Annotated in this window: 23 protein-coding genes and 1 tRNA gene; 5 read left to right on the forward strand and 19 right to left on the reverse strand. The window is 46.2% G+C overall.

Translation table 11 applies throughout. The features are described from left to right. Positions 1–6: 6 nt before the first annotated feature. From prpB to ACW9JV_RS12610, 8 genes are all read right to left on the reverse strand, one after another. Positions 7–924, reverse strand: coding sequence for a methylisocitrate lyase (prpB, locus tag ACW9JV_RS12575; RefSeq protein WP_457334960.1), 918 nt, complete (start codon positions 922–924; stop codon positions 7–9). A gap of 16 nt (positions 925–940) precedes the next feature. After that, the gene (locus ACW9JV_RS12580; protein ID WP_457334962.1) at positions 941–2320 is read right to left on the reverse strand and encodes an SLC13 family permease; all 1380 of its coding nucleotides are present in this window, start codon (positions 2318–2320) and stop codon (positions 941–943) included. Positions 2321–2353: 33 nt separating this feature from the next. Next, positions 2354–3853 (reverse strand): tripartite tricarboxylate transporter permease, encoded by a 1500-nt coding sequence (locus tag ACW9JV_RS12585; RefSeq protein ID WP_457334964.1) that lies wholly within the window; start codon positions 3851–3853, stop codon positions 2354–2356. A 15-nt stretch (positions 3854–3868) separates the two neighbouring features. Continuing rightward, positions 3869–4312, reverse strand: coding sequence for a tripartite tricarboxylate transporter TctB family protein (locus ACW9JV_RS12590; RefSeq protein WP_457334966.1), 444 nt, complete (start codon positions 4310–4312; stop codon positions 3869–3871). A 74-nt stretch (positions 4313–4386) separates the two neighbouring features. Next, a complete protein-coding gene (locus ACW9JV_RS12595; protein ID WP_457334968.1) occupies positions 4387–5370 on the reverse strand; it encodes a tripartite tricarboxylate transporter substrate binding protein in 984 nt (327 codons plus the stop codon). Between the two features lie 192 nt (positions 5371–5562). Further along, entirely contained in the window at positions 5563–6240 is a 678-nt protein-coding gene (locus ACW9JV_RS12600; protein WP_457334970.1) for a response regulator, read from the reverse strand. Positions 6241–6245: 5 nt separating this feature from the next. Further along, on the reverse strand, positions 6246–7847 hold the full coding sequence (locus tag ACW9JV_RS12605; RefSeq protein ID WP_457334972.1) for an ATP-binding protein: 1602 nt from the start codon (positions 7845–7847) through the stop codon (positions 6246–6248). A 307-nt stretch (positions 7848–8154) separates the two neighbouring features. Further along, positions 8155–8565, reverse strand: coding sequence for an organic hydroperoxide resistance protein (locus tag ACW9JV_RS12610; protein ID WP_457334974.1), 411 nt, complete (start codon positions 8563–8565; stop codon positions 8155–8157). Between the two features lie 178 nt (positions 8566–8743). Between ACW9JV_RS12610 and ACW9JV_RS12615 the strand changes: the two genes are divergently transcribed. Together ACW9JV_RS12615 and ACW9JV_RS12620 are read left to right on the forward strand one after the other, a co-directional pair. Beyond that, complete coding sequence (locus ACW9JV_RS12615; RefSeq protein WP_457334976.1) at positions 8744–9535, forward strand: PAS domain-containing protein; 792 nt, start codon at positions 8744–8746, stop codon at positions 9533–9535. Between the two features lie 195 nt (positions 9536–9730). Continuing rightward, the gene (locus ACW9JV_RS12620) at positions 9731–9931 is read left to right on the forward strand and encodes a cold-shock protein (RefSeq protein WP_026703289.1); all 201 of its coding nucleotides are present in this window, start codon (positions 9731–9733) and stop codon (positions 9929–9931) included. Between the two features lie 148 nt (positions 9932–10079). Here the strand turns inward: ACW9JV_RS12620 and ACW9JV_RS12625 are convergent, their stop codons facing one another. The 4 genes from ACW9JV_RS12625 to recQ form a co-directional block, all read right to left on the reverse strand. Next, positions 10080–10226, reverse strand: coding sequence for a hypothetical protein (locus ACW9JV_RS12625; RefSeq protein WP_457334979.1), 147 nt, complete (start codon positions 10224–10226; stop codon positions 10080–10082). Between the two features lie 24 nt (positions 10227–10250). Next, positions 10251–10439 (reverse strand): anti-repressor SinI family protein, encoded by a 189-nt coding sequence (locus ACW9JV_RS12630; RefSeq protein WP_457334981.1) that lies wholly within the window; start codon positions 10437–10439, stop codon positions 10251–10253. Positions 10440–10514: 75 nt separating this feature from the next. Beyond that, positions 10515–11210, reverse strand: a complete 696-nt coding sequence (locus ACW9JV_RS12635) for a Crp/Fnr family transcriptional regulator (RefSeq protein ID WP_457334983.1) — start codon at positions 11208–11210, stop codon at positions 10515–10517. Between the two features lie 12 nt (positions 11211–11222). Beyond that, positions 11223–13010: a DNA helicase RecQ gene (gene recQ, locus ACW9JV_RS12640; RefSeq protein WP_457334985.1), complete on the reverse strand. Its 1788-nt coding sequence runs from the start codon at positions 13008–13010 to the stop codon at positions 11223–11225. Between the two features lie 128 nt (positions 13011–13138). On the opposite strand from recQ, the gene ACW9JV_RS12645 reads away from it, so the two are divergent. Further along, positions 13139–14275 carry a PQQ-dependent sugar dehydrogenase gene (locus ACW9JV_RS12645; protein WP_457334987.1) on the forward strand — a complete coding sequence of 379 codons (1137 nt, stop codon included), beginning with the start codon at positions 13139–13141 and terminating at the stop codon, positions 14273–14275. A 256-nt stretch (positions 14276–14531) separates the two neighbouring features. Here ACW9JV_RS12645 and ACW9JV_RS12650 read toward each other — a convergent pair whose 3' ends face one another. The 5 genes from ACW9JV_RS12650 to ACW9JV_RS12670 all read right to left on the reverse strand — a co-directional run bounded on the left by ACW9JV_RS12650 (position 14532) and on the right by ACW9JV_RS12670 (position 17773). Beyond that, positions 14532–15101, reverse strand: coding sequence for a manganese catalase family protein (locus ACW9JV_RS12650; RefSeq protein WP_457334989.1), 570 nt, complete (start codon positions 15099–15101; stop codon positions 14532–14534). Between the two features lie 15 nt (positions 15102–15116). After that, complete coding sequence (locus ACW9JV_RS12655) at positions 15117–15386, reverse strand: spore coat protein CotJB (protein WP_457334991.1); 270 nt, start codon at positions 15384–15386, stop codon at positions 15117–15119. After that, positions 15383–15610 carry a spore coat associated protein CotJA gene (locus ACW9JV_RS12660; RefSeq protein ID WP_457334993.1) on the reverse strand — a complete coding sequence of 76 codons (228 nt, stop codon included), beginning with the start codon at positions 15608–15610 and terminating at the stop codon, positions 15383–15385. The genes ACW9JV_RS12655 and ACW9JV_RS12660 overlap by 4 nt, the downstream gene beginning before the upstream one ends. A 46-nt stretch (positions 15611–15656) precedes the next feature. After that, positions 15657–16322, reverse strand: coding sequence for a hypothetical protein (locus tag ACW9JV_RS12665; RefSeq protein WP_457334995.1), 666 nt, complete (start codon positions 16320–16322; stop codon positions 15657–15659). A gap of 80 nt (positions 16323–16402) precedes the next feature. Continuing rightward, entirely contained in the window at positions 16403–17773 is a 1371-nt protein-coding gene (locus tag ACW9JV_RS12670) for a dipeptidase (protein ID WP_457334997.1), read from the reverse strand. A gap of 111 nt (positions 17774–17884) precedes the next feature. Between ACW9JV_RS12670 and ACW9JV_RS12675 the strand changes: the two genes are divergently transcribed. Both ACW9JV_RS12675 and ACW9JV_RS12680 read left to right on the forward strand, forming a co-directional pair. Continuing rightward, a tRNA-Leu gene (locus ACW9JV_RS12675) sits at positions 17885–17972 on the forward strand. Positions 17973–18332: 360 nt separating this feature from the next. Continuing rightward, positions 18333–19055, forward strand: coding sequence for an NAD-dependent protein deacylase (locus ACW9JV_RS12680; RefSeq protein ID WP_457334999.1), 723 nt, complete (start codon positions 18333–18335; stop codon positions 19053–19055). A 218-nt stretch (positions 19056–19273) separates the two neighbouring features. Here ACW9JV_RS12680 and ACW9JV_RS12685 read toward each other — a convergent pair whose 3' ends face one another. Both ACW9JV_RS12685 and ahpF read right to left on the reverse strand, forming a co-directional pair. Continuing rightward, positions 19274–20524: a YeeE/YedE family protein gene (locus ACW9JV_RS12685; RefSeq protein WP_457335001.1), complete on the reverse strand. Its 1251-nt coding sequence runs from the start codon at positions 20522–20524 to the stop codon at positions 19274–19276. Positions 20525–20713: 189 nt separating this feature from the next. Then, entirely contained in the window at positions 20714–22243 is a 1530-nt protein-coding gene (gene ahpF, locus ACW9JV_RS12690) for an alkyl hydroperoxide reductase subunit F (protein ID WP_457335003.1), read from the reverse strand. Between the last annotated feature and the right edge of the window lie 96 nt (positions 22244–22339).

Here is a 22339-nt window from a genome sequence, read left to right on the forward strand (position 1 = left end):
ATTCTATTATCTCCTTTTCTCTTGTTCTGGTAAAACACTGCTGGAAATTTTATCATCCAAATTTTCATAATCATTTAAGTGGATTGATTCATATAGTTCTTCCCGTGTCTGCATGTTTTCCAATATATCTTTCTGAGTTCCTTTTTGATAAATTTCTCTGAACGCTTCTTTATACGCTTTAGCAGCAACTCGAAGAGAAGTAACCGGATAGATCACCATTTGATATCCCATATTCTCAAATTCCTCAGCTGTGTAGTAAGGTGTTTTCCCAAATTCTGTCATGTTTGCCAGCAGTGGTTTTGAAATGCAGCGGGTAAATGTTTCAAATTCTTCTTCTTTGCTTACCGCTTCCGGAAAAATTGCGTCCGCACCAGCTTCTTCATAAATTTGAGCCCTTTTTACAGCTTCATCCATCCCTTCGACACTATGGGCATCTGTACGGGCGACTACAACAAGGGAAGGTTCAATTTCTTTAGCCATTTTAATTTTTTGAACCATATCCTCTGAAGAGATTAACTGTTTCCCATTGAGATGACCGCATTTTTTGGGAAGACGTTGATCCTCAATCTGAATTGCTGCCACGTTTGCCTCCACCATTTCTTTAACCGTTCGGGCCACATTTAACGGACCGCCAAAACCTGTGTCTACATCCACCAACAATGGAAGGTTTGCAGCTCTAGTGATTTCTTTTGCTTTTTCAGCAACTTCCGTAGACTGTAATAACCCGATATCCGGAAGCCCCTTACTTGCTGTAAATGCAGCCCCTGATAAATATAGTGACTGAAAGCCTGCTTCCTTTGCAGCCACGCCTGCCATACCATCATGCACCCCCATCAGTTTAAGTATGGATTCCTCTTGCATGAAGGTTTTGAATTCTTCAGCCAGCTGTTTTTGTGATTTCTGATTTTGAATCAACCAAGTCACTCGATATAAACCTCCTTTATATAATAAGATTCCAATAAAAAAACATAGATATAAAAATAAGACTAACCCACACCACTAATGCCACAGATCCAACTTTCCATAAATCCCGGTCTGTAAAATAACCATAGGAATAACTGATTAAATGAACCGGGGATTGAGTAACAAGTATAAACCCCGGTACGCCTGTTAAATAGACTGCCATCCCCATGCTTAAAGCGGATATGCCGTTTATTTGTTCCCCTAAGGTTACAGAAAGCGGAAGCATGATCGTCAGAAAACCCAACACGTTAACAAATATAATTCTTATAAAAGCAGTGAAAATAATCAGCATGAAAACGAGAATCATAGAGGGGTAATGGTTGGAAAGAGAATTTAAATAAGAAGCAAAAATGTTAATCGTGTCCGTGCTGATCAGCATATTAGACAACATTAAAGTAGCAGCGAAAAAAATCATCAGATCCCAATTAATTCCTTCTTTCGCTTGTTCCCATGTTAGAACTCCTGAATAAGGCAGCACGGCAAGAACTGCTCCTAATAACCCTACTAAAGGAATTGAATAGTGATGTAAAGATTCAGTCAACCACAATGACAAAATGATTCCACTGATAATCACCATTTTTATTTCAGGCCATGTCCATCCTCCTAATTGACCAAATTTAGTGTTGATGAGCTGTTTCACCAATTCCTGATTCACTTTTTCAGTGGGAAAGAACAACTCGAATACACCCCACAACAGGAACACAAACACTAATATTGGAGCTCCTAGATATAACAACCAATGTATATAACTCATCCCATCTGAAACTTCTGAAAATATACCGAACGCGTATATCGTAGAGCTTGCACCAGTTGGAACAAAAGCAGCAGAAATGGCACTGACATACGAAATTCCAATAAACATCGACTTAGACAGCTGCATTGTGGACTGCACTTTTTTTAAACGTTGTGATATATCATCAAGGATAGAACTAACCAGGCTTCCTTTTCCAATATTAGATGGAATAAAAACAGTCAGCACAAACATTAAAACAAAAGATATAAATATTAATAGTCTGCCTGATCCCTTGCATAGTCGGAGAATGGATAACGACATACGAGCGGCAAGACCTGTCTGAATAAAAGCTTGGGCCAGAATAAAAGTAGAAAACAATAACCACACTAATTCTGAACCAAAGAAGCTTAGTGTTTCATTGTATGAAAAAAAATGGATAGACAGCAGCAGAACTAAAAGTATCGAACTGAAAGCAAGCGGAAACACTCTGCCTATCCACAAGATTTGTGTTATGACAAGCGCAGACACGGCTTGTATTTGTACACTCCAATCCAGCAACGGAGAGAAAAACATAACATAAAGTACAAGCACAACAGCTAATAAAACGTTATTTTTTTGTTTCATTGACCGTGTCCCCCTACGTTGTCAAAAGGGATATTATAATTTTTTCTGTTTTCTTTTTTGAATCCAGTCAATAAGAAATGGATACAGCACCGATAAAATTGTCATAGCGGTTAATACAATCGATACGGACGAAGCTGACAACATGTTAAAGGGATTATCATGGGCAACGAGACCTTTTCTGAAGTTTTGTTCCATATCAGTTCCTACAATTACCGCAAGTATTAAAGGGGCAATAGGAAAATCCATCAGTTTCATAATCAGACCAATCAGTCCAAATATAACTAGTATATAAAAATCAATCATGCTATAACTCAATGTGTACGTCCCTATGAACGCTAAAACCAGTATCAGCGGATACAAGATCTTCGGAGGTGTATTTAAAATTCTCACTAACACCCCTATTAAAAGGATGTTTATAATAACGAGAAATATATTGCCGATAAACATGCTGTTGACCATTGTCCATACCATATCAGGATTGTTTTCAAATAGAAGGGGGCCAGGACGTAATCCAAGCATGATTACAGCCCCTAAGATGACCGCTGTTGTTCCAGACCCTGGAACTCCCATTGTCAAAAGCGGTATAAAAGCTCCCACCGATCCTGCATTATTGGCCGATTCTGGTGCTGCTAATCCTGCCGGATCCCCTTTACCAAACGTTTCAGGTCTTTTAGCAAGCTGTCGTTCGGTTGTATAACCCAGCATGGACGCAATAGAACCACCAGCACCCGGGAGTACACCTACAAGAAAACCGAGCGGACCACTTCTGATGACCGGCCATTTTATCTTCTTCCACTGGTCTCTAGATATCCATTTTCTCCCTATTTTATTATTACTGGGAGTAATAGAATCTATATTGATAAAATTGAACAGCACCTCTCCAACAGCATATATTCCAATAATGACAACCAAAAAGTCTATTCCTTCACTCAGCTGCGGAATATCAAATGTAAAACGATAAACGCCGGTTTGAAGGTCGATTCCAACTGTACTAAGTATTAAACCAATAGACATAGAGATAAATCCCTTAACCATATTACCTTTGGAGAGCGATACAATCGCTGATAACGTAAAAAGCATAAGCATAAAGTATTCGGCAGGACCGAATCGTAAAGCAAAAGAAGCAAGGGGTTTAGCCAGCAGGATAAATCCGGCAATTGCAAACATTCCGCCTATCAGTGAAGAGATCGCAGATATTGTTAATGCTTGACCTGCCTGCCCTTTTTGCGTCATAGGGTATCCGTCAAATGTTGCAGCGATTGCTGAGCCATCCCCCGGAGTGTTTAAAAGGATGGAACTTCTGGATCCTCCGTACATAGCTCCATAATAAATGGCTGCCATTAATATCAAAGCGCTTACGGGATCCATTCCGAAAGTGATAGGAATTAATACAGCTACTGCAGTGGCCGGTCCCAACCCCGGAAGCATTCCAACGATTGTACCCAGCAGCCCACCAATAAACACCCATAACAGATTTATAGGCCGGATAGATACCATTAAACCTTCAAGGACATTTTGAAAATCCACTCCCATTTTGTTTCCTCCTTTCTAAGGCAGGCTCACCTGTAGTAGATGGGCGAAAGAATACCAGGACACAATGGAGAAAATAACACCGACGGCCACGTTTTTTATCCATTCATTTCTTCCATTTACCACAAAGAGCAGCGCAGTTAAAAATATCATCGTTGAAAATAAGAAACCTATTCGTTCAAACAAGAAGGTGTAAATAAGGATTAAAACTAAAGAAGATACAATGAGATAGGGAGTCCTTCCAGTCAGTAACCCTTTTAATTCTTCTAATTTTTCTTTACGCTTCTTCCATTCCTGTGCAAAGTAAACCAAACTGATTATTACTAAAAATATCCCTATTAATGCAGGAAAATATTGCGGGCCATGTGGATTTCCGGTCTTAGATAGGGGTAATTGCAACGTAAGAATCAAATAGACTATCCCTGCCGTAATCAAAATGGTGGGTAACACCAGCCTTGCCATAACCGTCTCCTCCTTATCAAGCGGTTTAGAAGGGAATGAATCCTTCCATATGGAAGGATTCATTCCAACGAACACTAATCCGTTAAACCTGCCTCACTAATTAACTCCTCATAGTTTTGAGTCTGTTCTTCAAGAAACTGGCGCGATTCCTCACTGTTTTTATAAAAAGACTGCCATTCATTGTTTTCAAGTACCGTCTTCCAGGCATCTGTTTCAATCATTCTACTGATTTTTTTATCCCAATACGCAATTTCCTCTTCAGTCATATCTGGAGGCCCCATTACACCTCTCCAGTGTGGAAATACCATATCCACACCTTGTTCCTGCCAAGTAGGCACTTCATCCAAACCATCAATTCTTTCTTCTGACGAAACCGCTATCATATTAATTTCTCCTGCCTGATGCTGTTCCTTAGCTTCTGAAACCGACATCGTAGCAACATCAATATGCCCTCCAAGTAAAGCTGTTACAACATCTCCTCCACTTTCATAAATCTGAAACTCCAATTTGGGCACATCGACGCCATATTCCTTCGCTGCCTGCACAAACGATAAGTGATCATTATTCCCTAAGCCTGGTGCTAGACCAATCGTTAACGATTTAGGGTCTTCTTTTAATTGCTCCATTACTTCTGAACCTTTTTCATACTCCGAATCGGGAGAAACCGCAACAGAGATCCACTCTGTTGTAAGAATGCCGAGTGGTGTGAAGTCTTCATAAGTCAGGTCACTTTGACCTAGTAGATTATTAGTAATAACTAAGCTGGAGTTAATGGCCAAACTATGTGCATCCTGATCCCCTAAATATTGCCAGCCAACTTCACCACTCCCACCAGGTTTATTAACAACGTTTATATTCTGCTCTATAATCCCTTCATCCGACATAATTTTCTGCATCGCCCTTGCTGTTCCATCCCATCCCCCACCAGGTGAAGCAGGTGCTACAAATTCAATATCATCTGTTGGGAAATCAGATCCCCCTTCCGAACCACTTGAATTTGAAGAACACCCGACAATAAGAAATAGCAACGATATAATTCCTATCCATTTACATTTCATTTTTTTCACTCCCCTTTTTATTTATGAATTAGCAATAACAATTGCTTAACCCACATCACAGGCTCCTTTTTGTGTTAAGCAATTGCTGTAAACTAATCTTATTATCCATATTTCATTATGTCAGCGTTTTCATTATTAGTTGCATTTATAATATAAAATGAATTTTGTTCATTTTGTTCATAGGAATTCACTTTACAATAGATAATATTTGCGTTCTGGTCTCCCTACCATTCCATATTCCTGCTCAATCCCTACTTTCTCAATTGATACCAGGTATTCTAAATACCGGCGCGCTGTTGTTCTTGAAGCTCCAATCTGATGTCCCATATCTTCAGCGGTCCAACCACTATCCTGTTTTTGCATTTTCCTGGCCACCTTGCTTAATGTTACACTATCTATCCCTTTGGGAAGATTCTCCGGCAGGTAGAGTTTACCGGAAGGTGTACTGAATAATTTATCCACAACGCCTTGATCAATGTAATCTTGATCTCCCAATAAATTCTGACGCTCTTTATATTCTGATATCACCTCAATAAATCGTTCCAGAGTAACGGGCTTAATTAAATAATTAAAGACACCTTTACGTAAACTTTCTTCCAGGAAACTTTTTTCTTGAGCTGCAGTGATAATAATGATGTCCAGCATTGGAGATATATCACGGACTTTCTGTATCAAATCAGTTCCTAAATAGTCAGGCATATAGATATCAAGCAGCAGTATATCCACGTTGTCATTATTTTTCAAAAATTGTATCGTATCTTCCCCATTTAGTGTTTTTCCTATGACTTGAACTCCTTCTACCTTTTCAACAAATTTTTCGTGAATGCCGGCCACTCGAAAATCATCTTCCGCTATTACTACTTTAACCATTTTATTTACCCCCTTGGTTCTTTTGGAATAAAAACGCTAAACGTGGTTCCGTTACTATTTGATGTTATTTCAATACTGCCGTTTAATTCACCTATAACCTCGTTCACATTAAAAAGGCCGAAACCTCGTTGTTTTTTCGGTTTTTTTGTAGAATATCCTGCTTCTGACAGTTGGTTAAGTGTCGAATTTTCCATACCGCTTCCGTTATCGGTTATTTCAAATATAATGTCCTGCCCTATGTCCAGCGTAAAAAACGTTACTCTTCGTTCTGTTTGATTCATAACTTCTTCAAATGCATTATCTATTAAATTACCTATAATGACTGTTACATGATAAATTTCAATATGAGGTGGTAACTCTTCCATATAGCTATTTTCATCGAGACTGAAATTAATTTTCTTTTCTGACGCTTTACTCATTTTCCCTAGTAAAATTGCCTGTACTTTTGTGTCGTTAATGAGTTCAAAAATCATACTGTTATTGTTCTTGATATCAATAGCTTCTTTTTGAACCATTTCCATAGCTTCCTCGTAACTTCCTAATTGTAATAGACCCGAGATGACATACATTTTGTTGGCAAATTCATGGGTCTGAGCTCGAAGATCTTCAGAATATTTTTTTACCTCAGAAAGTGTATCGATCATTTCTTTAATTTCCGTTTTATCCTTAAACGTCGCCACAGCACCCACGAGTTTTTCTTCTTCTACAATAGGAGTCAAATTTAAAATGATGACTTTATTGTTAATGTAAAGTTCTTCGTTTAATTGTGTTTTATTTTTGTTGATCGTTTTCGTCACATTCACCTCTGGAATTTTTTCGTTAATAGGATGATTAACAATATCATGAGACAGGTTCAAGAGCTTTCTCGCTGAGTGGTTTATCATTGTAATTCTTCCAGTCTCATCCGTTGCAATAACTCCTTCGTTAATGGAGGACAGTACTGAATTACGATCACGGTACAACGCTGCAATTTCACGTGGTTCAAGTCCCAGTGTTTCATTTCTTATGTGTCTGGCTAAAAATATACTGGCAAGGACACCTGCCAAAACAACTACAAGAGCGACATATAGTATATTTTTTACCCTGTCCCATATCTCCGCATAAATATTCTCTATTAAATAACCAACTGATACGACTCCTAATACTTCACCATCTTCAGATAGCACAGGGGCTTTTCCTACTACCGATTTTCCTAAAAATTCTTTAGAAACAATATTATAATAACCACCAAAGACTGTAGCCCGGTATCCATCATCAAATTCCTGGTAATCTCCTACACGTTCTGGAGAAGGGTGTGTTAACATGATGCCGCTTCGGTTTTGTATAATAATGAAATCTGCATTATTTTGTATGCTGAATTTTTCCGTGAGAGCTTGAAGTGATTCGGCAGAACCGTCCTCTTCTTCCTCGAGAACTTCACTTACTGCAGGTATAAATGAAATTGTTTTCGCTGTCTGTAAGCTAATCGTTTCTTTATTGGAAAAAATCTGTGTTGTCTCAAAGTACGTGAAAATACTGAGAAGTAAGACAATTAGCGTCACAATTAATCCAACAACCATCCCCGTAATTTTAGTTTTTAAAGAAACACGAAGTAATTTTTGAATCATAAATCTCCCCATTTTCTGCATCATGCAAAGCTTTTCATATCAATGTGCATCTGTGGATTCCTAGAAGCAACTATAGCATCTTTTATCAAACATATTGTAGAGAAAAGGCGTAGTAAAACTTGAATAAAAGAGAGGAAATATCACAACGAAGCAGATAATCACATCTCCCGGACGCATAGTTAAAGCTTTCAACAACAAAAAAATAATCCGAACGATGTTGGATGCTCCAAGAAGCCTCCTTTGCCATCGTCCGGATTATTTCAGACCTGTATTCTTTTATCCTAAACCATTTATCCCTGGGTTTTATTTATTTTGCTTCTGTTTTAATGGTCACTTCAATATTGCCGCGGGTTGCTTTTGAGTACGGGCAGACCTGATGGGCCGCGGCAGTCAGTTCTTCCGCCTCTTCCTGGGAGACACCGGAAACTTCCACGTTCAGGACAACGCCGATTTTAAAACCATTATCGTTCTCGTCTTTTAACAGGCTGACTTCGCCAGTCACTTTGGAATCAATGTCTTTGTTCTCGTTTTTGGCAACAAGGTTCAAAGCGCCGTCATAGCACGCCGCATACCCTGCCGCAAACAGCTGCTCCGGATTCGATCCGGTTTCAGAGCCGGAACCGGGAGTGACAAGATTCAGATCAATCAGACCGTCTTCAGATTTAACGTGACCGTCACGACCGCCCTGTGCTGTTGCTTGTGCTGTAAAAATTGCCATACTATCACCTTCACCTTTCTTATCTATCCTTTATTCAGTATCTTGGATGTCCACTATGTTACATTCACGAAAATGGAAGATTTTAAACATATATTTCCCTTTTTCTAAAAATAAACGGGGCGAAGGAAAGAAAAGTTTGGTATAATAGCCGGTATACACGGCAAAAAGGAGTCTACCAATGATGCGGAATCCCATTTCCTATCCAGCTTCCATGGACCTGCTCATGAAAGCACTCGATGCTGTCAGCGCAGGCGTCATCATCACCGATCCCGATCAGAAAGATAATCCGATTATTTATGCCAACGATGGATTTTCCCAGCTCACCGGCTATGAAGCCGACGGCATCATCGGCCGCAACTGCCGTTTTCTTCAGGGAGAGAAAACGTCGGAAACGGAACTCGATGTCATCCGCCGGGCCATTAAAGACCATACATCAGCCGGCGTTCAGCTGATCAATTACCGGAAAGACGGTTCCCCGTTCTGGAACGATCTCCATATCGATCCGGTTTACATAGAGGAAGAAAACAAGCATTATTTTGTCGGGGTCCAGAAAGATATTACGAAACAGCGGGCAGCCGAAGAAAAGGTCGATGACTACACAAAGGAAATCCAGCTGCTTTCCGCTCCGATCATACCGATAGCCGACGACATTTTTGCGCTTCCTATCATCGGCAATGTTACGGAAGAACGTCTGAACATTATATTTGACCAGACAACCGAAACGATTCACTCCGCCAAAGTCGGCGTGCTTATTCTGGATCTGTCCGGCCTGACCACCCTGAATGAGGAAACGATTAAGGGATTGTTTGATCTCAATCATCTCGTCCGTCTGCTCGGTTCCGAGCTCGTCCTCACCGGTATATCCCCGCAGATTGCCGCAAAATCAGGCACATTGGACGTAAAACTGGGTGACATCCGTATTTTTTCCACCATCAAAGAAGCCGTCAAATCCCTGCAGCAAAAGGAATAACGGGAAACATCCGACGGATAAATAAATTTTTTTGCCGATTTGCCCAAGACAGGTTGCATTTATTTGATGGGCATGGTAAGATGAACTTGCTATTTTGTCACCTAGGATTGATGGGATGAATAATCCGGTTGATCATAGCGTTTAGCAAGATAAGTAATTTATTTTGTGCGTGGAAAGCGCACACAGGAGGATCACATGGAACAAGGAACAGTTAAGTGGTTTAACGCAGAAAAAGGCTTTGGATTTATTGAGCGTGAAGGAGCAGACGACGTATTTGTTCACTTCTCCGCAATCCAGGAAGAAGGTTTCAAAACACTTGAAGAAGGCCAGCAGGTAAGCTTCGAAATCGTTGAAGGCGACCGCGGTCCACAAGCTGCTAACGTAAACAAACAATAATGACAACAAAGATATTAAAAGGAGCTGTCTCACGCGGGACAGCTCCTTTTCTATGCAGCAGAGAACGGCTGCATTCTACTTATAAAAAAACGGCCGGGGTTTTCCTTTGTGAAAAACTCCGGTCTTTTTCTTCATGTTGATACAACTGTTAATCTTTATGGAAGTAATCGGAAAATAAGGATATAAATGCCTGCGTGACTTCTACTGACTGAAACATCAAGAGACTGATTGCCGTTAACGAAAACAAGCCGGCCAGCACAGCTCTGAAATGCTGAAGTACATGTAATACGACCATTGCTGATCCCTCCTGTACCCTCCATTATATTCCTCTCCGCTGCGTTTGAAAAGCCATCAGGCCCACATTATCTTTGGTATTCCCTCCGCTTGTGCCGTGGAAATACTTTCGAATTTCTTCCTTTGTCAGCCCCTGCGCCCTGGCGTGTTTAATCAACTGCTCCCATTCCGGATCTACGTACGTGCCGGCGTGTTCCTTCCGTACGTTCCGCATGTCGTCTTCCCTCCTGTTTCGGTGATGTTTACCAGCATTATACAGCGGAAACAGGAAGACGTTCTGTAATCCAGTTCACATTTCAGACAAGGCAGCATGCTGCCGCACTTCAATAGTGCGGCGCCTGGTACTGCGGAGGAAGCGTTCGTTCCGCAGCTTCCGCATGTTATGGGAAACAGATTCCCTGGTTACTCCGAGCATATTGGCAATTTCCTGATGGGATAACGGAATAGGGATTTCAACATACCGGTATTCATGTTTACCATATGTATCCGCCAGCGAAACAAGCAGATGCATGATCTGCTCCTTTACCGTGCCGGTTGCAATCACCTGCAGCATTTTTTCCTTTTCCTCCAGACGTTTCGAGAGCATCTGCATGGCCCGGTACATCACATCGGGACACCGGCCGGCAAGCTCAGCGAACTGTTCTTCGGTGATCGAACAAAGGTAGACATCAGAAAGAGTTTCCACATATACTTCATCCGTGCCCATCGAAAAGGAGGAAATCCTGCCATAGGTGCTGTACGGCCCCATGATACTCAGGGTAAAAAGCTCTCCATCTTCATTTAAATCATAAATCCGGACCGCACCTTCTTTAACAAAATAAAGCTTCTGTTCCGCGTTTTCCGGCCGTTGCAGCAGCGTATGCTTTTTCACCCGCTGATGATGGATGATGGCTGCAACATATTCCAGATCTTCCGGGGAAAGAAATTCGAAAAAACCGATGTTGGATAAATACCACATTTTGTCCAGCGCCGTTGGAGTTTCCATCCTGTTCCTCCTTTAGAAGGCATTCTGCTTTGCATCCGGAGCAGTTCGCTGCAGCACTTCCAAAAAATGATTTCCATAGGTTTCCATCTTCTGTCTGCCGACTCCTTTGATGTCCAGCATATCAGCTTCCTTTTGGGGCAGATTCCGGCAGAATTCTTTTAAGGTCTGATCGGAAAACACCATATACGGCGCAACGCTGTGCTGTTTTGCCAGCTCCAGCCGAAGCTGCCTTAGTTCTTCAAACAATGGGTCCTCCCGGCTCACTGTTTCAGCGGCCAGTGTTTCTTTTCTCATGACCGTGCTGGTGCCTCTAAGCACCTCGAGCGCCGGATTTGTCAGTCGAAGCACCGGATAAGCGCCGTCCGAAAGAGACAGATAGGCGTGAGCTGCCAGAAAATCAATAAACGCTGATACTTCTTTCTGCGTTTTGTTTTTCATCAGGCCGTAGGTAGGCAGGGTGTTCAGCTGATGCGAGCGGATTTTCTCATTGGATGACCCGGCCAGCACCTGGGCAATCATCGTTTTTCCGTACCGCTCTCTCATGCGTTTTATACAGGAAAAGACCATCTGGGCTTCTTCCGTTACGTCTTCGAGCGTCCGTTCATCGGTACAGTTCAGACATCTGCCGCATGGTTTTTCCGGCTCTTCGCCGAAATAACAGAGCATCTGGTTCTGAAGGCAGTCTTCGGTATGGCAGTAATGCATCATCTGCCGCAGTTTACGGTATTCCTTCTCTTTTCGGTCTTCGTCGAGGCGGGACTGCTCAATCAAAAACTGATGGGTCTGCATGTCCTGCGGCGAAAAAAGCAGGGTACAGTCTCCCGGTTCGCCGTCTCTTCCGGCTCTGCCGGCTTCCTGATAATACGATTCAATGTTTCTCGGCATACGGGCGTGCAGCACAAACCGGACATTCGATTTGTTGATTCCCATACCAAATGCGGTCGTGGCGGTCATCACCGTCACTTCATCATAGACAAAGCGTTCCTGCGCGGCTTCACGTTCGGCAGATTCCATTCCTCCGTGGTATTTTTCCACTGCAATTCCCTGCTTTTCGAGCATCTCCCACAGTTTTTCGACTTCTTTTCTCGTATTCGCGTAAATAATACCCGGCTGCTGTTTTCTTTTTTTTACATAGTCCAGAATATAGGCTTCTCGATTCTGCCCTTTCACTACGGAAAATGTCAGATTCTCCCGGGCAAAGCCTGTTTTCACAATATGTTCACCCGGGATACGGAGGGCGCGGGTGATATCTTCGGCCACCTGAGGTGTCGCAGTGGCGGTCAGTGCCAGCACACCCGTATCTTCTCCTAAATAAGACAGAAACCGGGGAATCTCCATATAAGCCGGCCGGAAATCATGCCCCCACTGCGACAGGCAGTGAGCTTCATCCACCGCCGTCAGGGATACCGGGATCGACTGAAGCTCCTTCAGAAAATCCTGATTCGACAGCCGTTCCGGCGCCACATAAAGAAGCCGGCAGTCTCCCCGGCGCAGCGCATCCATCCGCTCCCGCATCTCCTCCGGAGACAGGGAACTGTTGATAAATGCCGCCTGAATACCGGCTTCCCGAGCTTCATCGACCTGGTCTTTCATTAATGAAATCAAGGGAGAGATGACAATCGTAATCCCGGGCAGAAGCAGCGATGGGATCTGGTAACAGACCGACTTCCCACCACCAGTTGGCATGATGCCGAGCGCCGGCTGCTGATTCAGAACGTGACGGATGATGGTTTCCTGGCCGTTCAAAAATGTCTCATATCCAAAATGGTGTTCTAATCGTTCTTTTGCTTGCTCGAGCATAACCGTCCTCCTGTTCTTTATCTATTATACCCCTCTCTCCGCTGTCCGGAAAGTCCCTGCCGGCGATTAAAAAGAGAGGCTTCCGGGAACAAAGGAAACAGAGTTTATTTCAGCTGTAAGGAGGCAGAATGATGATACGGCTGTTGACAACGGGACTTTTTGTCACATTACTTGCTGCATGCAGCCCTTCCGGTGACGAAGGAGAACAGGAACAGGAACAGGAACAGGAATCTTCCGGACAGACAGAGGAAAGCATCCCGGAGACGACAGAACAGGAAAACGTCAACGGAACCCCTCTTTCCTTCACAGCCGAAACAGTAACGACCGGCCTGAACGTTCCATGGGAAGTGCAGGTTCATAATGATTCCTTTTATATCTCCGAGCGGAATGGAAAGATTGTTCATGTGAATGAAGAAGGGGACAAACAGCGGCAGGAACTTGAGCTGAATGAGCCGGTGGCGGCCTCCGGAGAAGGCGGGCTTCTCGGAATGCAGCTGGCTCCGGATTTCGAACAGTCGCAGGAGGCATGGGTGTATCACACCTATAAACAAAACCAGTCGCTTTTTAACCGTATCGTTTCGGTAACTTTGGAGGATGGAACGTGGCAGGAGAATGACGTCCTGATCGAAAACATCCCGGGAGGTTCCATTCATAACGGCGGGCGCCTCAAACTCGGCCCGGATGGTATGCTGTACGCCACAGCAGGAGATACAGGAAACGAAAATACCGCCCAGAACAGGGAATCAAAAGCAGGCAGTATTCTCCGAATGACGCAGGAAGGGGAAATACCGGAAGATAATCCGTTCGATGGATCCTACATTTATTCCTACGGCCACCGGAACCCTCAGGGTATCTCCTGGAATGAAAACGGCAGTATGTTCAGTTCCGAACACGGATCCAGCGCACGAGACGAAATCAACCTGATTAAAGAAGGCGCGAACTACGGCTGGCCTGAGATTACCGGGGATGAACACGCTGAAAACATGCGGACACCGCTCATTCACTCCGGTTCGGACACGTGGGCTCCGTCCGGAACAACGTTTGGGAAGTCCGGTGCGTTTTATGTCACCGGCCTGCGCGGCACCCAGCTGATGCGTTTTGATGTGAAAAATGAAACGATGGAGGTCGTCTTCAGCGGCGAAGGCCGGCTGCGTGACGTGCTTCAGTACGACGGCTCATTTTATGTAATCACCAATAACCGCGACGGACGCGGGAACCCGGATGAACAGGACGATCTGCTGCTGAAACTCGACGGCGGATCCTGATCGTGCAGCTGCTTGAATCATAACGATGTTTAGTCCGGATGGTGGAGCATGCTGTTCCACCATCCGGATTTTTTAATGGCTTACCAGCCAAATTTCTTCGTTTACAAGCCGAATGCCCTTCATTACATGCCAAATGAAGGGCAATACAGTCCGAAACATGCATTACAGGCAAACGGACCTTGATACATGCCGAAAAAACAGCAGCGCAGCCAAAAAAGGCGCCGGGTTCTACACCCTGGCGCAACTTTTTTTCGTATTAAAATATTTTCTGGCGGTCCCGTTCTTCTTTCAGCATTTCTACGGCTTCACGGAAACGCTGGGAATGTACGACTTCCCGTTCGCGCAGGAATTTCAGGCCGTCGTTCAGGTCCGGATCATCACTCATATCAATAATCCATTGATATGTAGCCCGTGCCTTTTCTTCTGCCGCAATATCTTCATACAAGTCCGCAATAGGATCTCCTTTAGCCTGGATATAGGTCGCTGTCCACGGCGTGCCGGCAGCATTATGATAAAAAAGGGCGTTATCATGGTTCGCATAATGAGCGCCGAGTCCCGCCTTCTCCATCTCTTCAGCAGTGGCATCTTTTGTCAGCTTGTAAACCATCGTCGCGATCATTTCCAAATGGGCGAATTCTTCGGTGCCGATGTCGGTCAACAGCCCGATCACCCGGTCCGGAATCGAATAACGCTGGTTCAGATACCGCAGCGCCGCGGACAATTCCCCGTCCGCCCCGCCGTACTGCTCGATTAAATACTTGGCGAGCATCGGATTGCAGGTGCTCACTTTCACCGGATACTGCAGCTTTTTTTCATAAATCCACATACACAGCCTCCTCCATTATATCTGCCAGGGCCACGGGGCCTGATTCCAGTTCCACGGATAGCCGCTGTAGCTGTTGCCGAACTGCTGCAGCGGGCCGAGGTACTGCTCCACCTTCGGCACGAGCTGCCTGCGGTGGTAAGAGGCTTCATTGAACTGCTGAATCGCGGCGGTATCATTGGGATGCGTATCCAGATAGAGCTGCAGTTCGACAATCACAAAATCCACCACCTGCAGTTCTTCCATCAATGGATAAAACTCTTTCGGAAGCTGCACCTGACTGCTCATGCCTGATCCCTCCCCCAGTATCTGCCGTCATACGGTGAAAACAGGGCCGGCCACAGTGTCCCGCAGTACAGTGCCTGCTGCGGAGGGTACTGCGGCAAATTGTACGGTTGATAACCGAGATAAAGTTCAGGCGGTGTTTCATAGGATTTGACACGGATCGGCGGGCATGGATCAAACGGACTGACATACGGCCTGTAATACTTCCGCTGGGTAAACTCCTTCATGCGCATACCTGCCTTTTTAAACGGATTACTGTCACTCTATGCCGGATCAGCCGCGGTTAGAACGCTTTTTCCATGTTTCTTTCCCTTTTTTCACCCATTTTTGGACAACCTGAGACTGATAAAAGCTGTCAAATATCGTACTGATGATCAGGCCGTACAGCACCACTCCGAGAATACTTAAAAGAACGAGCAGAAAGCGCCCGATACCGGTCATCGGATCAAAATTCGAACGACCGAAGAAGATAAGAGACAGCAGGCTGCTCGAAAACGCGTCCCAGTAACTGGCCAGGGCCGGTTCCAGATGATAAAGCGGAATGATCGTAATGAACAGAAAACCAAACGCAGCGGAGGCAACAAGGGCCAGATTCTGTTTTTTCAAAAACCGAATAAACGGCATCGTGTAGTATTTCGTTATTGTTTTGAGACGGAGCAGGTGGAGAATTCTCGCGAAGCGGGCAAACTGAAACACAGCATCCAGTGGGATGACAGCAATCACGAGAAATGGATTCGATTTAATGAAGCCCCATTTGTCGTCTGTCCGCCATAAGCGGTAGAGAAAATCGGCCAAAAACACGCCCCACGTCCCCCATATCAGGTAATTGTCCACCCCCGTCTCATACCAAAGCGTTCCGATAGACAACGCCGCCAGCGTCACCATAATGATTTCATATGTAATATCCAATGTGGAACGGTCGATATCCGCTCTTCCCATAGCCAGCCACTACTTTCTAATGAATTGTTTCTCAAAACAAAAACCGGAGCATGGCAGCCCCGGTTTTCTTTACCCCGGAATTACGCAAGGTATTCCGCAAGTTCCTGAAGAAGCTGTGTATACACTTTCTGTCCTTTTTCAAACTGCTGAAGCCGGTAAAATTCGTTCGGGGCATGCATGCCTTCATCAAAGACGGAAAACCCGAGCTGGATCGTGTGGACATCCAGAAGCTGCTGCAGCAGTCCGGTAATAGGGATCGATCCGCCGATTCGGAGGCGGGCCGCATGTTTTTGTTCCACTTTCCAGACGGCCTGTTCCACCGCCTCCAGTCCGGGATGATCTTCCGGCAGCATGTAGGGGAACGCTCTTCCTTCCAGCGGTATAACAACCGCTTCCACTTCCTCCGGCGTGTGCTTTTCGACGTGGCGGCGGAGTTTCCCCGTCACCTCGTCCGGGTCCTGATCCGGGACAAGGCGGCATGTCACTTTCGCATGGGCTTCAGCAGGAATAACCGTTTTTACGCCAATTCCCTGATATCCTCCCCAGAGCCCGTTGATATCAAGCGTCGGACGGACAAGCGTCTGTTCTCCAGGGGTATAACCCGGCTCCCCATGCAGTTTGCGGGCTCCTGCTTTCTGCTGAAACACTTCGGCACCGCTGTGATTTGCATTGATCCGCGATTTTTCTTCGTCACTACGCTCGATGACATCATCATAAAAGCCTTCCACCGCAATCGTTCCATCCGCGTGTTTCAGGGAGTCGAGTATACGGGAGAGAGCCTGGGCGCTGTTGGGGACAGCACCTCCGTAAAGTCCGGAATGAAGGTCCCCTTCTGCGCCGCGCACATCAATCTGAATGCCTGTAAGGCCGCGGAGACTGACCATCGCCGCCGGCTGCTCTTCTTCCATCTGCCCGGAATCGGCGCTTATCGCCGCGTCCGCCCGCAGCAGTTCCTTGTTTTGTTCCATAAATGCAGCGAGCGATGGGCTTCCGATTTCTTCTTCTCCTTCAAACAGGAATTTCACATTTACCGGAAGTGCCTCCGCTTCCTTCAGCCACGATTCACATGCTATAATGGGAAGCAGAACATTTGCTTTCATGTCCGTCGCACCCCGGGCGTAAATCCGTCCGTTTTCCACGACCGGCTCAAACGGGTTCGTATGCCAGAGTTCAAGCGGTTCCGCCGGCTGCACATCATAATGGCCGTAAAACAGAATCGTCGGTGCCCCGTCAGCATGGAGCCAGTCTCCGTATACAACCGGCTGCCCGTTCGTCTGCATGACCGTAACGTGTTCCAGGCCGGCATGCTGCAGCCGGGATGCCGTCCAGTCCGCTGCCTGTTCCACTTTTTCTTTATACTCCGGCAGCGTGGAAATACTCGGAATGCGCAGGAATTCCACCAGTTCATCAATAAAACGTTTCTGATGTGTTGTTATATACGAAAAATCCATCGATTCGCCCTCCTTTTTTTCTTAGTGCATTATACCATTTGAGTGCATAAAAAAAATTATGAATTACCCCTTGCATTATTAAAAGGATTCTTATAGAATAGAATTTGTCTTGCGGTTGTGGCGGAACTGGCAGACGCGCACGGTTCAGGTCCGTGTGGGCATAGCGCCCTTGGAGGTTCGAGTCCTCTCAACCGCACCAACTCCCTTTCTTAATATGAATATCAAGTAACGATAAGCAGCGCTGTCTTCCGAGTCAGCGCTGCTGTTTTTTATGATACCTCTTTTCTGTTTTCTTCGATGGACATCTATGCCGCTATTTCTGGATTTTTCCACCCGGGAGGAGCTGATTCGGACATTGATGCCGTTATTTACTAAAAGAAGCACCGGATTTCCTTTAATAACTAATAATAACGGAATGGATGTCCAGATCTCCCTTTAAAAAGCTTTTTTTAAAAAAATAACGGAACAAATGTCCGCCATTTTTTCCTTGTTTGAAAACAACCGGTTTCCTCCTTCATAATAAAATCAGCTTACCATCGATACAGGAGGATGTACGCGTATGAACCAATTGTCAGAACTTATCCGGGAGTCCGGTCACACCGTCGTCATGACGGGAGCGGGCATGTCCACTGAAAGCGGCCTCCCTGATTTTCGTTCCAACACCGGGCTGTGGAAAGATCGTAATCCTGCTGCACTGGCGAGCATTGACGCAATGGAAAACAATCGTGATGAATTTTTCAGCTTTTACCGGTCCCGAATCGAATCACTGGTCGGTGTCAAACCGAATGACGGTCATCACCTTCTAGCGGAATGGGAAAATAAGGGAATTATCGACAGCATTATTACACAAAATGTCGACGGACTGCATCAGCAGGCGGGAAGCAGCAAGGTGGCAGAACTTCACGGCTCGATTGCCGCCCTGCACTGCCATTCCTGCGGGGAAACCGCCGAAAACCGCCGTTACCTGGAAAATGAAACAACCTGCTCCTTCTGCGGCGGATTTCTACGACCAAACATCGTCCTGTTCGGGGAAATGCTTCCGGAAGAAGCAATCACCAAGGCACAGCAGGAAGCCGCGCGGGCTGATCTGTTTATCGTGCTCGCCTCCAGCCTGACTGTGGCCCCGGCCTCTCATTTTCCCCTCGAGGCCAAACAGCAGGGTGCCCGGCTTGTGATTGTCAATCAGACAGAAACAGAGATGGACAGTGAAGCCGACCTGCTCGTGCAGGGAGAAAATATCAGCTCTGTGCTGAAAGAAGCCGATACTGATCTTAACGACTGAATCCGGAGTTATTCCAGAGCTGGATACCACTGCCGACAAAGAATTCTTGTACAATGCCCTCTAATTCCATGTTACAGAACACCCCCCCGTCCATTTCTGACTCTACTGTCCTCTACCCATTCGTTCGGAGACAGCAGCCGTCCGACTTTTCCAAAATACTCTCCTCTGGAATCCAAAAAAAAAAGCGCAGATCCAAACCAGGATCTGCGCTGCTGCTGTCAGCAGAAGGAATCTTTTGATTTTGGCACGGACAAGCCGAATAACGGCCGGATGAACAGTGCCACGAATGTCCCGGCGAGGGCGAGAACGCCCCATAGATAGCCGTGCAGACTGAAGGACGCAATGCCGGTGAAATAAGCGCCGATATTGCATCCGAACGCAAGCCGCGCACCGTAGCCCATCAGCAGGCCGCCGAGGACAGCGGCGGATACGTTTTTCACGTTGAGACTGGTGAAACGGAACAGTCCCCCTGCCGCAGATGCGGTAAAGGCGCCGAGAATGACACCGAAGTTCAATACGCTCGTGCCGTGGGCGAAAACACTGGACTGCAGCGTTTCGGCGCTGCTGCCCTGCCAGTATCCCCAGCTGGCCACGTCGATGCCCATCGTTTGAAGGACCTGGGAACCCCAGAGTGTGAACCCTGACGTGACGCCCCATCCGCTTCCGCGGGTCAACAGCGTCAGTGCGTTAAGGACAGCGAGTACGACAGCCGCGGTAATGAGCGGCCATGAACCGCGGAATAGCCGCTTCCAGCCGGACGCTGTCGGAAGAGCTGCCATACGGGGCGGCTGTGTCTTTTTCTCCCGACGTAGGGTCCACCAGATGATGAACCCGAAAAAGAGAACCGAAACGACCCATGCACCGAAGTAACCGAGTCCGGTTGATGTGGCGAGCGATACAGAGCCGAACGACGGCATCTCTTCCGACCAGAACGGCAGATGATAAGCGCCGATGGTCGCGCCGACGATGAAAAAGAAAAGAGTCACGAACATGACCGTGCGCCCGCCGCCTACTGCGTACAGCGTACCGGATGCGCACCCGCCTCCGAGCTGCATGCCAAGACCAAATAGAAACGCGCCGACAACCAGACTGACTCCGATTGGCGCGATGTTACCTGTGGCTGCTCCGCCGAAAAAGGTTGTGCCGATGGCAAGAATCGGAGCGAACAGCGTAACAGCAACCGCGAGCATAACCATGTGCGCCCGCAGCGCCTGCCCGTTGCCGACGGAGGCAAATCTACGGAACGCCGATGTGAATCCGAATCTGGCATGAAATAACGTATAGCCTAGTAAAAGTCCGAGAATTAAAAGAATCGGCTGAGCTGGCTGCTGTGTCACGGCCAGAAAGACCGTTAATACAGCAGCGACAATGAGTGCTCCGACAACAAGTGGTGTCTGGGCTTGATTCAGCGAAGGCTCTTTGGCGCCTTCACGTTGATGACCGGTAACAGCTTCTGCTTGAACCGCCATATTATTCACCTCTTTCTTATAATACCTATATTATTAGTAGGGATTTAGAACAATCATATTATATACCGCTGTGAATTATTTTGTAAAGCTATATGCTGAGTTTCATCGTTTCCCCGAAGTTCCGGGACATTCACCCGGATTTTATATGTTAAAAAAACCGGCGGGCATCATCCCGCCGGTTGCTGATCATTAATTCCGTATCAAGTAGTCAAAGGCGCCAAGGGCCGCGGAGGCTCCGGATCCCATGGACGTAATAATCTGCTTATACGGCATATCCGTGCAGTCGCCTGCCGCAAAGACGCCGGGAACATCGGTGGCGCCTGTCTTATCAACGACGATTTCACCGAATTTGTTCTTTTCTACGGTGTCTTCGAGCCACGCGGTATTTGGATCAAGGCCGATCTGGACAAACACACCGGCAAGTTCGATGCTGTGCTCCTCATCGGATCCGCGGTCGACATAACTCAGACCCTGTACCTTACTGTCCCCGTAAATTTCAGACGTGCGTGCATTGGTAATGACCGTCACGTTGGAAAGACTGTGCACCCGTTCCTGCAGCACGCTGTCCGCGTTCAATTCAGGAAGGAATTCAAGGATCGTGACATGCTTGACGATACCGGCCAAATCGATGGCAGCTTCAATGCCGGAATTTCCTCCGCCGATAACAGCCACGTCTTTTCCTTCAAACATCGGGCCGTCGCAGTGCGGACAGTAGGCAACGCCTTTATTTGTGAATTCCGCTTCACCGGGTATGCCTATCGTTTTCCAGCTGGCGCCGGTGGAAAGAACGATGGTTTTACTGTGCAGCGTGGCCCCGTTCTCAAGCTCCAGCTCGAAGTCGTCTTTTTTCTCGAGCGACTTGGCGAGCATGGAATCCATAATGTCGACGTCATAATCGCGGACGTGTTCTTCAAGACTCGCTGTCAGCTGCGGTCCTTCGGTATACTTGGTCGAGACGAAGTTCTCAATACCTTTCGTATCGGCTACCTGTCCGCCGAAACGGTCGGCTACGATGCCGGTACGGATCCCTTTTCTCGCCGCGTAAATGGCGGCGCTGGCGCCGGCGGGACCGCCGCCGACAATAAGCATATCAAAAGGATCTTTATCATTGAGAGCGTCCACATCCACAGCGGTGTTCCCGAGTTTTTCGAGAATGCTTTTCAGGGTCTGGCGGCCGTCCACGAAGGAACTGCCATTCAGGTAGACAGAAGGTACAGCCATGACGTCCCTATCTTCCGCTTCGTCTTTGAAGGCCGATCCTTCAATCATCGTGTGGGTGATATCCGGATGGATCACACTCATGAGGTTCAAGGCCTGTACAACATCCGGGCAGTTGTGGCAGGAAAGGCTGACAAATGTTTCAAAATGAAGCGGCCCCTGCAGCTGCCTGATTTGTTCCAGCACGTTTTCCTCTTCTTTCGGGGCGCGTCCGCTCACCTGCAGCAAGGCAAGAACCAGGGACGTGAATTCATGGCCCAGCGGTACGCCGGAAAACACCACGCCTGTATCTTCCCCGGAACGGTTGACACTGAAGCTTGGAATTCTCGGGAACTGACCCTCTTCCATAGTGATTTTATCGGACATTCCCGTGATTTCCCGGACCAGTTCCTCTACTTCTTTGGAAACATCATCGGATCCAAAATGCGCTTTAAGAACAATATCGTTTTCGAGCAGTTTCAAATACTCTTTAAGCTGTGATTTAATCTCTTGATCGAGCATAGGGGAACCTCTCTTTCGTTTTATCTCAACAGTAAGGAAGTTCGACGCCGTCCAGGCGTCGAACCCCCAAAATAACTATCATGTTTTTGTTTTGCT

It is taken from the genome of Salibacterium sp. K-3 (genome assembly GCF_054052005.1).

Coding starts and splice junctions, on each gene's coding strand:
- ACW9JV_RS12655 (WP_457334991.1), bottom strand. CDS start 15,386: ATGAGCAGTCAGGTGCAGCTTCCGAAAGAGTTTTATCCATTGATGGAA.
- ACW9JV_RS12605 (WP_457334972.1), bottom strand. CDS start 7,847: ATGATTCAAAAATTACTTCGTGTTTCTTTAAAAACTAAAATTACGGGG.
- ACW9JV_RS12615 (WP_457334976.1), top strand. CDS start 8,744: ATGATGCGGAATCCCATTTCCTATCCAGCTTCCATGGACCTGCTCATG.
- ACW9JV_RS12660 (WP_457334993.1), bottom strand. CDS start 15,610: ATGAAGGAGTTTACCCAGCGGAAGTATTACAGGCCGTATGTCAGTCCG.
- ACW9JV_RS12595 (WP_457334968.1), bottom strand. CDS start 5,370: ATGAAATGTAAATGGATAGGAATTATATCGTTGCTATTTCTTATTGTC.
- ACW9JV_RS12585 (WP_457334964.1), bottom strand. CDS start 3,853: ATGGGAGTGGATTTTCAAAATGTCCTTGAAGGTTTAATGGTATCTATC.
- ACW9JV_RS12580 (WP_457334962.1), bottom strand. CDS start 2,320: ATGAAACAAAAAAATAACGTTTTATTAGCTGTTGTGCTTGTACTTTAT.
- ACW9JV_RS12610 (WP_457334974.1), bottom strand. CDS start 8,565: ATGGCAATTTTTACAGCACAAGCAACAGCACAGGGCGGTCGTGACGGT.
- ACW9JV_RS12670 (WP_457334997.1), bottom strand. CDS start 17,773: ATGGATTTTTCGTATATAACAACACATCAGAAACGTTTTATTGATGAA.
- ACW9JV_RS12685 (WP_457335001.1), bottom strand. CDS start 20,524: ATGGCGGTTCAAGCAGAAGCTGTTACCGGTCATCAACGTGAAGGCGCC.
- recQ (WP_457334985.1), bottom strand. CDS start 13,010: ATGCTCGAGCAAGCAAAAGAACGATTAGAACACCATTTTGGATATGAG.
- ACW9JV_RS12680 (WP_457334999.1), top strand. CDS start 18,333: ATGAACCAATTGTCAGAACTTATCCGGGAGTCCGGTCACACCGTCGTC.
- ACW9JV_RS12630 (WP_457334981.1), bottom strand. CDS start 10,439: ATGCGGAACGTACGGAAGGAACACGCCGGCACGTACGTAGATCCGGAA.
- ACW9JV_RS12590 (WP_457334966.1), bottom strand. CDS start 4,312: ATGGCAAGGCTGGTGTTACCCACCATTTTGATTACGGCAGGGATAGTC.
- ACW9JV_RS12645 (WP_457334987.1), top strand. CDS start 13,139: ATGATGATACGGCTGTTGACAACGGGACTTTTTGTCACATTACTTGCT.
- ACW9JV_RS12600 (WP_457334970.1), bottom strand. CDS start 6,240: ATGGTTAAAGTAGTAATAGCGGAAGATGATTTTCGAGTGGCCGGCATT.
- ACW9JV_RS12625 (WP_457334979.1), bottom strand. CDS start 10,226: ATGGTCGTATTACATGTACTTCAGCATTTCAGAGCTGTGCTGGCCGGC.
- ACW9JV_RS12620 (WP_026703289.1), top strand. CDS start 9,731: ATGGAACAAGGAACAGTTAAGTGGTTTAACGCAGAAAAAGGCTTTGGA.
- ahpF (WP_457335003.1), bottom strand. CDS start 22,243: ATGCTCGATCAAGAGATTAAATCACAGCTTAAAGAGTATTTGAAACTG.
- ACW9JV_RS12650 (WP_457334989.1), bottom strand. CDS start 15,101: ATGTGGATTTATGAAAAAAAGCTGCAGTATCCGGTGAAAGTGAGCACC.
- ACW9JV_RS12665 (WP_457334995.1), bottom strand. CDS start 16,322: ATGGGAAGAGCGGATATCGACCGTTCCACATTGGATATTACATATGAA.
- ACW9JV_RS12635 (WP_457334983.1), bottom strand. CDS start 11,210: ATGGAAACTCCAACGGCGCTGGACAAAATGTGGTATTTATCCAACATC.